General features: G+C 67.6%; 14 protein-coding genes. 12 read left to right on the forward strand and 2 right to left on the reverse strand.

Annotated features, from left to right (window positions below):
- Window positions 1-35: 35 nt before the first annotated feature.
- Window positions 36-695 (reverse strand): M23 family metallopeptidase, encoded by a 660-nt coding sequence (locus C0012_RS07985; RefSeq protein ID WP_232527832.1) that lies wholly within the window; start codon window positions 693-695, stop codon window positions 36-38.
- 322 nt (window positions 696-1,017) lie between these two features.
- Here C0012_RS07985 and rpsB point away from each other — a divergent pair, with 322 nt between their 5' ends.
- The 11 genes from rpsB to C0012_RS08040 all read left to right on the forward strand — a co-directional run bounded on the left by rpsB (window position 1,018) and on the right by C0012_RS08040 (window position 8,964).
- The gene (rpsB, locus tag C0012_RS07990; protein WP_110589125.1) at window positions 1,018-1,899 is read left to right on the forward strand and encodes a 30S ribosomal protein S2; all 882 of its coding nucleotides are present in this window, start codon (window positions 1,018-1,020) and stop codon (window positions 1,897-1,899) included.
- A 117-nt stretch (window positions 1,900-2,016) separates the two neighbouring features.
- Window positions 2,017-2,844 carry a translation elongation factor Ts gene (tsf, locus tag C0012_RS07995; protein WP_110589124.1) on the forward strand — a complete coding sequence of 276 codons (828 nt, stop codon included), beginning with the start codon at window positions 2,017-2,019 and terminating at the stop codon, window positions 2,842-2,844.
- Between the two features lie 147 nt (window positions 2,845-2,991).
- Window positions 2,992-3,714, forward strand: coding sequence for a UMP kinase (gene pyrH / locus C0012_RS08000; protein WP_110589123.1), 723 nt, complete (start codon window positions 2,992-2,994; stop codon window positions 3,712-3,714).
- A gap of 83 nt (window positions 3,715-3,797) precedes the next feature.
- Window positions 3,798-4,352, forward strand: coding sequence for a ribosome recycling factor (gene frr, locus C0012_RS08005; protein WP_110589122.1), 555 nt, complete (start codon window positions 3,798-3,800; stop codon window positions 4,350-4,352).
- Complete coding sequence (locus C0012_RS08010; protein WP_110589121.1) at window positions 4,352-5,368, forward strand: phosphatidate cytidylyltransferase; 1,017 nt, start codon at window positions 4,352-4,354, stop codon at window positions 5,366-5,368. The genes frr and C0012_RS08010 overlap by 1 nt, the downstream gene beginning before the upstream one ends.
- On the forward strand, window positions 5,365-5,934 hold the full coding sequence (locus C0012_RS08015) for a DivIVA domain-containing protein (RefSeq protein ID WP_110589120.1): 570 nt from the start codon (window positions 5,365-5,367) through the stop codon (window positions 5,932-5,934). The genes C0012_RS08010 and C0012_RS08015 overlap by 4 nt, the downstream gene beginning before the upstream one ends.
- 67 nt (window positions 5,935-6,001) lie before the next feature.
- Window positions 6,002-6,784 (forward strand): aggregation-promoting factor C-terminal-like domain-containing protein, encoded by a 783-nt coding sequence (locus tag C0012_RS08020; protein WP_232527833.1) that lies wholly within the window; start codon window positions 6,002-6,004, stop codon window positions 6,782-6,784.
- Between the two features lie 6 nt (window positions 6,785-6,790).
- Window positions 6,791-7,084, forward strand: a complete 294-nt coding sequence (locus tag C0012_RS08025) for a hypothetical protein (protein ID WP_110589118.1) — start codon at window positions 6,791-6,793, stop codon at window positions 7,082-7,084.
- Window positions 7,085-7,201: 117 nt separating this feature from the next.
- Window positions 7,202-7,822, forward strand: coding sequence for a hypothetical protein (locus C0012_RS08030; protein WP_162621847.1), 621 nt, complete (start codon window positions 7,202-7,204; stop codon window positions 7,820-7,822).
- Entirely contained in the window at window positions 7,812-8,153 is a 342-nt protein-coding gene (locus C0012_RS08035) for a hypothetical protein (RefSeq protein WP_110589116.1), read from the forward strand. Before C0012_RS08030 ends, C0012_RS08035 begins: the two co-directional genes overlap by 11 nt.
- Window positions 8,154-8,250: 97 nt before the next feature.
- Window positions 8,251-8,964 (forward strand): alpha/beta hydrolase, encoded by a 714-nt coding sequence (locus tag C0012_RS08040; protein WP_110589115.1) that lies wholly within the window; start codon window positions 8,251-8,253, stop codon window positions 8,962-8,964.
- Window positions 8,965-8,985: 21 nt separating this feature from the next.
- Here C0012_RS08040 and C0012_RS08045 read toward each other — a convergent pair whose 3' ends face one another.
- Window positions 8,986-10,035, reverse strand: a complete 1,050-nt coding sequence (locus C0012_RS08045; RefSeq protein WP_110589114.1) for an AI-2E family transporter — start codon at window positions 10,033-10,035, stop codon at window positions 8,986-8,988.
- A 192-nt stretch (window positions 10,036-10,227) separates the two neighbouring features.
- Between C0012_RS08045 and C0012_RS08050 the strand changes: the two genes are divergently transcribed.
- Entirely contained in the window at window positions 10,228-12,171 is a 1,944-nt protein-coding gene (locus C0012_RS08050) for a hypothetical protein (protein WP_162621846.1), read from the forward strand.
- The last annotated feature ends 28 nt before the right edge of the window (window positions 12,172-12,199 follow it).

Consider the following 12,199-nt stretch of genomic DNA (forward strand, 5'->3'; position numbering starts at 1 on the left):
GTCCTCGATCGAGAGCCCAGGATCGCGGCCGAGCCTCAGCAGCAGGGGAGGAGCACGGGGCGCTCGAGCGCTCCGAGCAGACCGCGCGGGTCGATGTACTCGCCGTCGAGACGCGCGCCGAGGTGCAGGCCCCCCGCCGGGGCGTTCCCGCCGGAGGCGAGCATTCCGACGACGTCCCCGCGCGCGACCGGATCCCCCGCGGACAGCTCGCTGGCGACGGGTTCGAGTGTGGAGACGAGTCCACCGCCGTGATCGATCGTTATGAGTGGCCGGTCGACCACGGTCCCGCGGAAGGCGATGACGCCGTCGTCGGGCGCGACCAGGTACTCCCCGGAGACCGCGATGTCGATGCCGCGGTGGCCGGGACCGTACTCGTGCGATGGGCGCTCGAACGGCGTGATCACCTGGGCGACGCCGCCCGGCCAGACCCAGCGTGGCTCGACGTCCTCGGCCTCGGCGGTCGGCCCGGGAACGTGACCGAGCATTGCGCCGAGATCATCGTCGGCGACGGGCGCGGGATCGGCCCCGCGCGGGCCGATCGCGGGTGCGGCGAGCAGAGGATCGCCCACCGAAGCACCGCTCCCGACCGCCTCATCGGGCAGCGCGAGTGCGAGCGCGGGTGCCGGAGCCGCACACATCGCGGCGAAGACGAGTGCGGCAAGGGCGGTGAGGATGCGGGAGAGTCGGCGCTGCATACGGCTACCGTGTCCGATCCGTCGCCGCCGTGTGGGCGGGCGCGTACCTGATGTGGAGAGAATCTGGGGATCCGTCGGATGTGGACACGCTGAGTCCGCTGCCGCCGCGAGGATCACGGTCGTCCGTGCTGATACACTGGCATCCGCATCTCGGTCTCCGAGATGACTTCGCGTGCCTCAGCGACTTCGGTCGCGTCTGCACTTCCTCCGGTCCTCCCTCGTGGAGGTGGGAGTGCGTCGGGCACCAGGCTCGCCAGTGCATCGCTGGCAGATCAACCGCACACGGCGCGCTGAGCGCGCCCCGACACAAGGAGAACGGCACATGGCCGTCGTCACCATCCGCCAGCTGCTCGACAGCGGCGTTCACTTCGGACACCAGACCCGTCGGTGGAACCCGAAGGTCAAGCGCTTCATTCTCACCGAGCGCAGCGGCATCCACATCATCGACCTCCAGCAGTCGCTGTCCTACATCGACAGCGCGTACGAGTTCGTCAAGGAGACGGTCGCCCACGGCGGCACGGTCCTCTTCGTCGGCACGAAGAAGCAGGCGCAGGAGGTGCTCGCCGAGCAGGCGACCCGCGTCGGCCAGCCGTACGTGAACGAGCGCTGGCTCGGCGGTCTGCTCACGAACTTCCAGACGGTGTCGAAGCGCCTGGCGCGCATGAAGGAGCTCGAGGAGCTCGACTTCGACGACCCCGCCGGCACGGGCTTCACGAAGAAGGAGCTCCTGCTCAAGAAGCGTGAGCTCGACAAGCTGCACAAGTCGCTCGGCGGCATCCGCAACCTGACGAAGACGCCCTCCGCCCTCTGGGTGGTCGACGCCAAGCGCGAGCACCTCGCGATCGACGAGGCCCGCAAGCTGGGCATCCCGGTGATCGGCATCCTCGACACGAACGTCGACCCCGATGACCTCGCGTACCCGATCCCCGGCAACGACGACGCGATCCGCTCTGTCTCGCTGCTGACGCGCATCATCGCCGACGCGGCCGCCGAGGGGATGCAGCAGAAGCACAACCCCGAGAGCGGTGCCGACGCCGAGCCTCTGGCCGAGTGGGAGCGCGAGCTCCTCGAGCAGGGTGGCCAGACCGAGGCTCCGGCCGCCGACGAGACGCCGGCTGAGAAGGCCGAGGACGAGGCCCCGGCAGAGGCACCCGCTGAGGCGGCTGCCGACGAGAAGCCGGCCGAGGCTCCCGCAGCCGAGTGACCGTCGCGAGGGCGGGTGCCGACCCGGCACCCGCCCTCGTTCTCGGCGCGACCCGCGCCGCACACTTGAATCACAGAACACCTCCGGTCCATCACCGACACCAAGGGGAAGCCACTCATGGCAAACGTCAGCATCGCCGACATCAAGACGCTGCGTGAGCAGCTCGGCACGGGCATGGTCGACACGAAGAAGGCGCTCGAAGAGGCCGAGGGCAACCTCGAGAAGGCCATCGAGATCCTGCGCCTCAAGGGCGCGAAGGGCAACGCGAAGCGCGCCGACCGCGCCGCAACCGAGGGTCTCGTCGCCGGCGTCACGAGCGAAGGATCCGCGACGCTCATCGAGCTCGCCTGCGAGACCGACTTCGTCGCGAAGAACGACAAGTTCATCGCTCTGGCCGAGACCGTCCTTCAGGCCGTCGCGGCCGCGGGCGCCGATGGCGTCGAGGCGGCGCTCCAGGCCGACGCGAACGGCAAGAGCGTCGAGCAGGCGATCGCCGACGAGGCTGCCGTCCTCGGCGAGAAGGTCGAACTCCGCGGCGCGTCGACGCTCTCGGGCGATGCCTTCCAGATCTACCTCCACAAGACGAGCAAGGACCTGCCGCCGCAGGTCGGCGTCATCGTCGCCTACTCGGGTGACGACGCCGAGACGGCGCGTTCGATCGCGCAGCACATCTCGTTCGCTGCGCCGCAGTTCCTCACGCGCGACGAGGTCCCGGCCGACGTCGTCGAGAAGGAGCGTGACATCGTCACCGAGATCTCGCGCAACGAGGGCAAGCCCGACGCCGCGCTTCCGAAGATCGTCGAGGGCCGTGTGAACGCCTTCTTCAAGCAGGTCGTCCTGCTCGACCAGCCGTACGCGAAGGACAACAAGCTGTCGATCCAGAAGGTCGCCGACGACGCGGGGATCTCGATCTCCGGCTTCGCGCGCTTCAAGGTCGGCGCCTGACCGTAAGCTCGCTTCACGTCGAAGGGCCCGGGATCCGCGAGAGCGGCCCGGGCCCTTTGTCGTGCGCGGGGCGTCCGCTCAGCCAGGGCACGAGTGCCCTGCGCTAGCGTGGGGGACGCTGCTGCCAGCCGAGAGAAGGAAGTCATCGTGACCAGCGACGCCCCAGCAACCAGCCGCCGTGTATTGCTCAAGCTCTCGGGAGAGGCGTTCGGCGGCGGCCAGATCGGCGTCGCCCCCGATGTCGTCGGCACGATCGCGCGCGAGATCGCTGAAGCGGCGCAGGAGGTCCAGGTCGCGGTCGTCGTCGGCGGGGGGAACTTCTTCCGCGGCGCGGAGCTGTCCAAGAGCGGCATGGAGCGGTCGCGTGCCGACTACATGGGCATGCTCGGTACGGTGATGAATGCGCTCGCGCTGCAGGACTTCCTCGAGCAGGCCGGTACGGAGACGCGGGTGCAGTCGGCGATCGAGATGCGTCAGGTCGCCGAGCCCTACATTCCCCGTCGCGCCGAGCGTCACCTTGAGAAGGGGCGCGTCGTGATCTTCGGTGCGGGCGCCGGGCTGCCGTACTTCTCGACGGACACCGTGGCCGCCCAGCGGGCGCTGGAGATCCGCGCGGACGAGGTTCTCGTTGCGAAGAACGGCGTCGACGGCGTCTACACGGCGGATCCGCGCGTCGACGAGACGGCAGAGAAGCTCGATCACGTCACGTACGGCGATGCGCTTGTTCGAGGTCTCAAGGTCGTCGACTCGACGGCGTTCAGCCTGTGCATGGACAACGACATGAGCATGCGCGTCTTCGGAATGGAACCGGCGGGCAACGTCACGCGCGCGCTGCGCGGTGACCGGATCGGCACGAGCGTCACAAGCTGACGCGGCACGCCGCATCCGCTGCGGACGGGCGCGGACGCCGCCCGTCGATAGAATCTCGTAAGTCCCCAACGAATGGAGTTCCCGTGATCGCCGACGTACTGGCTGAAGCCACGAGCCGCATGGACCGCGCCGTCGAGGCCGCGAAAGAAGACTTCGCGACGGTGCGCACGGGCCGCGCCAATCCGCAGATGTTCCAGAAGGTGCTCGTCGACTACTACGGCACTCCGACGCCGCTGCAGCAGCTCGCGTCGCTCGCGAATCCCGAAGCACGCACGCTCGTGGTGACGCCGTACGACAAGTCTGCGCTGGGTGCGATCGAAGAGGCGATCCGCAACATGCCGAACCTCGGAGCGAACCCGTCGAACGACGGCGTGGTCGTGCGCGTGTCGATGCCCGAGCTCACCGAAGAGCGTCGCAAGGAGTACGTGAAGATCGTTCGCGCGAAGGCTGAGGACGGCCGCGTGCGCGTGCGCGGCATCCGCCGCCAGGTGAAGGACGATCTCGGCGCGCTGAAGGACGAGATCGGCGAGGACGATGTTGTGCGCGGTGAGAAGGAGCTCGACGTTCTCACGAAGAAGCACGTGGATCAGATCGACGAGGCGCTCTCGCACAAGGAAGCCGAACTTCTCGAGGTCTGATGGTGACCGGAACGCCCGAGGAGGAGGAACGGCAGGGTGACCCTGCCGCGGATCTGTCGCGGGATGACATCGCCTCGGGCTCGCTGCACGACCGTCTGAGCAGCGCACGCGATGACTTCGAACATCGCGTGGACCGCGCACGTGACCAGTTTGACGCGACGAACGAGATGATCAAGAAGCGCACGGGTCGCGACCTTTTCGCCGCGATCGGCGTGGGGATCGTCGCTGCCGCGGCGGTGCTGGCCTCCCTTCTCTTCGTAAAGTGGGCCTTTGCGATCCTCGCGGTGGGGATTGCTGCCCTTGGCGTGTTCGAGCTGACCCGTGCCCTGCAGGCTCGCGGTCGACGGATCGACCTCGTCCCGCAGCTCGTCGGCGCAGTTGCCATCGTCGGCGCCGCGTTCTGGTTCTCGACCGCCGTTCACTGGACCTCGGTGTTCGTGTCGCTCGCGTTCATCGTCGTGTGGCGCGTGCTGGTGCAGATGTCCGCCCGTGATGGGCGGGTGTATGCGTCGATCTTCAGCGACATCATCGTCGGCTGCTTCATTCCGCTCTACGTGCCCTTCCTTGCGAGCTCCGCACTGGTGCTCGTGCGGCAGGATGACGGAGAGCTGTGGGTGATCGCGTTCCTCCTCGTGGTCGTCGTCGCCGACACGGCCGCCTATGCGACGGGCCTTGCGTTCGGCAAGAACAAGCTCGCACCGCGGATCAGCCCGGGCAAGACCTGGGAAGGGCTTGCGGGGGCGGTCGTCGTCTCCGTCGCGGCAGGCATCGCCGCCGCCGTCCTGCTCCTGGACCTTCCCTGGTGGACGGGGATCATCATCGCGCTTGCGCTGGTCGGCTCGGCGACGATGGGTGATCTTGGAGAGTCGATGATCAAGCGCGACCTCGGCATCAAGGACATGAGCTCGTGGCTGCCGGGGCATGGCGGTGTGCTCGATCGGCTCGACAGCATCCTTCCGTCAGCGGTCGTCGCGTTGGCGCTCTTTCACTTTCTGTCTCCGCTGGGGGTTGCATGAGCGCCGGAACGTCGAGCGCCGTTGGTCGTACACCCGTCTCGCGGGTCTCTCGCCGTCGCCGTGGATACGATCCGGTCGCGGTCGACGATTTCCTGGCCGATGCCCGCGCGGCCTTCGAATCGGGAACTGAGGGATCGTTGAGCGAGGCTGTTCGCACTGCGGCCTTTCCTCTCGTGCGCGGCGGATACGACATCGCGGGTGTCGACGCGGTGCTGGCCCGCGTCGAGGATGCGTTCGCGATGCGTGAGCGCGACGCCCGGATCCGCGAAGAGGGCGCCGATGCCTGGGTGGCCGAGGCCCGTGCGGAGGCCCAGGTGCTCCTCGCGCGGATGACTCGCCCGCGCAGAGAGCGGTTCGATCGCGTCAGCTGGTTTCGCTCGGGGTATTCGACCGCCGAGGTCGACGTCGTCACCTCTCGCGTTGCGCGCTATTTCTCGGACGGTGACCCCGTGACGCCCGATCAGTTGCGCGCCGCTGCCTTCCACCCGCAGCGCGGTGGGTATCGCGAGGAGCAGGTCGATGCCGTGCTCGACGCGGCCGTGCGCGTGATTCTCGCAGTGCGCTGAAGAATCTGCAGGGCCGCCGACTCGGGTTGTCTCATTCAGGTAACAATCGGGTAGACTTCCGAGCACTGTGACTTCTGCGAACAACGACAACCGGCCCATGACCCGCCGTCAGGCGCGCGCCATCGAACGCTCCGCCGTTGCGGACGCCCGGCGCTCTCGCCGTGCCGTCGCGGTTGCTGAGCGCCGCGACTCGCGAACGACGTCCGTCGGATGGAGCGCCAGGCGCGCGACGGCGGCCGTTTTCGGCAGCATCGCGGCGGTCGGCTTCCTTGCCGCATCGCTCGCGCCCGTCGTGGGCTCGCAGATCGCGCAGGCCAGCCAGGACTCGGCACAGTCCGCCTATGCGACGGCAGCCGACGAGGCGCAGCTGTTCGCGGCTTCGGCGAAGGGCGGCTCTCTCGCGGCGCTCTCCACGGTCTCGTACGAGGCCGAACTGCGCACGCCGACACCGACGCCCGAGCCGGAACCTGAACCGGAGCCTGCGGCGATTGCCGAGGCGCCCGCTGAGGAGACCAGCGCGGAAGAAGAGGCTCTGCCGGCCCCCTACCAGCCCCCGGCGCCCTACTCGGGGGGTGGTGCCCCCGCCGAGTGGATGGCGGCGGCAGGCATCGCCGAAGCCGACTGGGTCTACGTCGACTACATCGTCAGTCGCGAGAGTGGCTGGAACCCGAACGCGACGAACCCGTCGTCGGGCGCCTGCGGCCTCGTCCAGGCCCTGCCGTGCAGCAAGGTGCCGGGCAACGGCTACGACCCCGTCGACAATCTGCGCTGGGGATCGGGGTACGCGATCGGCCGCTACGGCAGCTGGGCGAACGCGTACGCCTTCTGGACCGCCAACCACTGGTGGTGACCACGGGTGGCGAAGAAGGGCCGGTCGCGCCGGCGCCCTGATCGCCGCGCCTCCGACGACTCGTTCGATCGTCTGCTCTCGGGCTGGCGCCGCACAGAGGTGCGCCGCGGCTCCGAGTGGTCGGTGCAGCCCGTCGGGCCCGGCAGGTCCGACAAGCCGTACACGTGCCCGGGGTGTGGACGCGCGATCGAGCCCGGCGTCGCGCACCTCGTGACATGGCGCGAAGACGGCGTTCTCGGCGCCCGCGCCGACCTCGAGGCCCGCCGACATTGGCATTCGCACTGCTGGAACATCTTCTGATCTCACGCAACGTCGTCGTGACGGGACAGTATTCATTATCCGTTTGCCTGGAGGGCACTCTCGCCTGGGGGTCGCCGCGATAACGTGTCTGGGCGAGGCGACGGCAAGAGAATGCGAATGAAGCGTGTGTGGAACCGAATGGCCGCGAGCGTTGCAGCGCTGGGCGCGGTGGCGGTTGCGACTCCGATGTTCGTCGGTGCGGCAGGCGTGGAGGATCAGCCCAATACCGTCACCTACGCCGTGGTCGGCGATCTGGGCATCGAGGGTACGCAGGTCTCCCTCAATGAGCTTGAAGCTGCGGCCGACGCGTCGGGGCAGCCTCTCGAAGCAGTCGATGAGAGTGGTACCTCACCGAAGGATCAGCTCACGGCCATGGCGTCTGACCCGAAGTGGGGACTCGTCAATTCCTGGAATGATAAGAAGGGCAGGAACATATACCTGCGATACGGGAACGGCGTCGGCTGGGGCTGGAACAAGGTCAAGACCAAGCACGGCGAGACGCAGACGATGATCGTCTCGGCCACTCAGAACTACTTCGATCGTACGAGGACATCCTCTTCCACAACGTCGTATCTGTACAGGGCCACCGTGAGGTTGTGGGAGTGCGGCCTGTCGTGCACCTTGAAGGACGAGGAAATCCTGAAGGTGATCCACGAATCGAAGAATCGTAAGGGCGTCATCACCTCCTATTGCGACGGGCGAATCGTCTGCCCGAAATGGACGTGGGATGCCGTCTGACACAGATGTGGACTGGGCCGGCCTGATCAAGGCGGCCGTCGAGTCATGGCTCAGCGTTCCGAACGTCTCCGTCACCGAGCGCGACCATGAGGTGATCGTGGAGTTTGACGGACGCCCGTCGTTTCGGCCAGGGCGCTTCGGCACGTGCTTCTCGGTGCCGAGCGGACCCGACGACCCGCTCTGGGACCGATTCGACGACGACGAGCACGACGTAGATTTGTGGGTGTCGCTTGCCGTCGTCGTCGACGTGATGGAGCGATACGAGGCCATCGAGAACGAGAAGATCCCCGGTCCGGACGAGCGCGGCGTGCGCTGGCTGCCGGAACTCTGAGCGTGCCGCGGACGCCGGTTGGTCGGTAGTGTTCTCGAGTGCTCCGCGACCACGCGACGTTGCGGAGCGGGAACATCTACTGATCGAGGAGGCCCGTGTGGAGATCCGCGGAGCGACACAGCTGCCCGCCCGCCGCGAGGACATCGAACTGCGCACGTCCGACGGGCTCACGCTCGTCGGGGAGCTGGCTCTCCCGCTCGAGCGCGACCCCGTGGCGACCCTCGTCACCCTGCACCCGCTGCCGACGCACGGCGGGTTCATGGACTCGCACATCATCCGCAAGGCCGCGGCGCGGCTGCCGGCGCTCGCGGATCTCGCGGTGCTGCGCTTCAACACCCGAGGCACGGCATCGCCACGCGGGACGAGCGAGGGTGAGTTCGGCGACGGCGTCGCGGAACGCGCCGACGTCGAGGCTGCAATGCGCTTCGTCGCGGAGCGCGATCTCCCGAACCCCTGGCTCGTGGGCTGGTCGTTCGGCACCGAGCTGACGCTGAAGTACGGGCGGGATCACTCGATCGCGGGGGCGATCCTTCTGTCGCCGCCCCTGCACCGCACGACGCCCGAGGAACTCGCGGCGTGGCAGGGGGAGGAACGCCCCCTCGTCGCCCTCATTCCGGAGCACGACGACTTCTTGCGCCCCCCGGAGGCGCGCGAGCGCTTCGCCTCCGTGCCGAACGCGCGCCTCATCGAGGTGGAGGACGGCAAGCACCTGTGGGTGGGGGAGAAGCAGACCACTCGCGTGCTGAATGAGATCGTCTCGCTTGTCCGCCCTGAGGCGGCCCCGTTGCCGACTGAGTGGCCCGACGCCTGACGCGACGTCGGAACGAGCGGCTCAGCGCTCGTTCATCCGCGGGATCAGCACCTGCCGGTAGACGATCAGGATGCTCGCTGCGACGGGAATCGCGATGAGCGCACCCAGCAGGCCGAGCAGCGTGCCGCCCGCGAGTGCCGCCACGACCACGACTCCGCCGGGGACCGACACGGCGCGGCTCATGATGCGCGGCGACAGCACGTACGCCTCGATCTGCATGTACACGAGGTAGTAGATCGCGGCGATGAGAGCCGTGGTCGTGTCCCCGACGCTCGGCATCAGGCAGACGAGCACGATGATCGTCGATCCGGTCACGGTTCCCACGAGCGGGATCATCGAGCCGAGGAACGCGATCACGGCGAGGACCATCGCGAACGGCGCGTCGATGATCGACAGAAAGATCGCGCTGAGGACGCCGTTGGTCGCTGCGAGCGTCACCTGCCCCATCACGTAGTAGCCGACCGAGTCGGTGATCTGCTCGGCGATGTGAATGAATCCCTCGCGGCGCGAGGCGGGCACGATCTGATAGATCGCGTTTTTCAGCGACGGCGTCGATGCCGTGAGGTACAGCGTGAGAATCAGGATGATGAGGGCGCCGAAGAGCCCGTTCGCGACGCCGACCGTGACGTTCACGAGGCTCTCGCTGATCGAGAAGATGTTGTTAGTGAGCCAGCCGTTGACCGCGTCCAGCAGGACGGGGACATCGAGATTGGGGAAGGTGCCGCTGATCCAGGCCTCGAGATCTGTGTTCCAGGCGGAGCGATTGAGCGTGAGAGTGATTCGTCGGACGAGCTGCGAGACCTGATCGATCAGGACGGGGATCACGATGAGGAGGATCCCCGCGAAGACCGCCAACACGCCGACGATCGCCACGAGCACCGCGGCCCAGCGGGGGAGACGCCGCCGTTCGAGCCATGAGACGACGGGGTCGAGACCGAGGGAGATGAACAGCGCCGTACCGACGTAGAGAAGCACGGTCGACATGCTCTCGATGCTCTGCAGCAGGATGATCGCGAGGCCGACCCCGAGGGTGGCGATGAAGCCCAGACGGAACGGGTTGTGGATCTTCATGGATCTCCTGCGGGGAAGACGGGCACGGTTGGCCGGACGGTCTCCGCTGAGGGTACCCGGCGCGCGGGGATGGGCGGGGTCAGCACGCCCAGAAGCGAGGCGTCTCGGATTCTCAGGAGCCGTCGCTAGTCTGGGGAATCTGCGACGTCGGGGGCGAGGCGCACCCGACACCCGAACGAGGAGAGTTGATCCGTGCGATTTGTGTGGGCGGTCATCGCATTCTTGGCCGCCGTGGGCCTCATCGGCGCGGGAGTCGCGCAGCTGACGGTGTTGCGCGGTCCTGACACCGTCACGAGTCAGGTCGACGCGCCCGATCCCGATGCGCGCTACACCGTGATCGATGCCGCGGTGCTGAAGGCTCACCCCGGGCAGCAGGAGCTGAGGATCGCAGGCGCGGAGCAGGAGATCTTCGCGGCGTTCGGACGAACCGCAGACATGCAGGCCTGGCTCTCGGACACGAGCTACAACCATGCGACGCTCCGCGAGGATGTCGAGGAAGACGCCTCGCCGGTGGCCGTCGAGGTCGTGGAGCCGACGAACGCCTACCAGGACACGGGCGAGCGGGTGCGATGGAATCCGCGGAACGCCGATGTGTGGGTCGAACAGATGACGGCGGACGACGAGCTGGTGAGATCGTTCACACTGCCCGCCGGCATGAGCCTGCTCGTCGCGACCGATGGCACCGAGCCGGCGCCTTCGGACATCAGCGTCACCTGGCAGAGGTCGGTGACGACGCCGTGGGCGGGACCTCTCATCGCTCTGGGCTGCGTCGCCCTGCTGATCGGGCTGATCTTCTGGATCGCCGGCTTCGTGCACCTGCGTCGCCGCCGCGGGCCGCGACGCAAGGGACCGAAGAAGCCGCCGACGGGGCGTCCGTCGTCCGAGGCTTCGTCGTCCGAGCGCGCGGAGATCGCCGCGCCCGCAACGGGCGACGGCTCGGATGAGGCGACCACCGGCGCCGCCGCCGAGGAAGAGCCCGAGACGCGGACGCCGGACGGTGAGACGCCCGATGAGACGACGCGCAAGAGCGTCACAGCACGTCGGGGCGCTCGCCGAGCGATTCTCGTCATCCCGGCCATCGCCGTCGGCGGCGCGCTTCTCGCTGGATGCTCGCCCACGGCGTGGCCCGACTTCTCGACAACACCGACGCCCACCGTCGAACCGACGGAAGCCCCCGACACCGAGACTCCGGCGCTCACCGACGCGCAGGCGCAGCGCATCGTCTCCAACATGGCGCAGACGATGGCCGAGGCCGACGAGGAGAACGACACCGAGAAGGCGGAGGGGCGACTCACCGGTGCCGCTCTGGAGATGCGCTCGACCGCGTATGGCATCCGCAAGGAGGTCGAGGGCTATGCCGTGCCGACGGCACTCCCCGATGGCGACGTCAGCGTTCTCCTTCCGCAGGCGAACGACGGGTGGCCGCGGACAGCGCTCATCGTCGTCAGCCCGAAGGAGGAAGACGGTGAAGAGGAGACGAAGGCGACTCCGACCGTCCTGATGGCGACGCAGTCGAGCCCGTGGGAGACCTACAAGGCGTCCTACATGGGGTCGATCGCAGCGAGCACCGAGCTCCCCGAGCTCGCGCCCGCCTGGCTGGGCGCCGCACTCGTCCCGCCGGATTCTTCCTTCCTGCAGATCGCTCCCGACGAACTCGCCACCGCGTACGCCGACATCGTCGGCAAGTCGGAGGACAGCGAGTACGCCGAGCTCTTTGACATCGAATCGGATCCTTTCCTCACCGCGCTCAGCGAGAAGCGCCGGACGACTCGGGATACGTTCAACGAGACGGCCGAGGGGACCGCCGAGATCACCTTCGACGAGCGGGCAGGCGACACAGACGCTCTGGCCCTCGCGACGTTCAACAGCGGCGCGATCGTCGCGGTTTCGATGAACGACTCCGAGACGCTGAAGCCGACGGACGAGGACGGCGTCATCAAGATCCCCGAGGCGCCCGAGATCCAGCATTTCGTCGGTGAGGAGGAGACCACCACTGGGCTCACGACCAGCTACGCGAGCCAGCTGTTCTTCTACGTGCCGGCCAAGGCATCCGATGAGCCGATCCGCGTCCTGGGCTTCACGTACGGGCTCGCAGACTCGGAGCTGCTCCCGGAGCCCGAAGACGAGGAAGAATAGTTCCTGAACATCCCTGACGAACACGAAA

The sequence above is a fragment of the Microbacterium suaedae genome, assembly GCF_003254645.1.
Classification (GTDB): Bacteria; Actinomycetota; Actinomycetes; order Actinomycetales; family Microbacteriaceae; genus Microbacterium; species Microbacterium suaedae.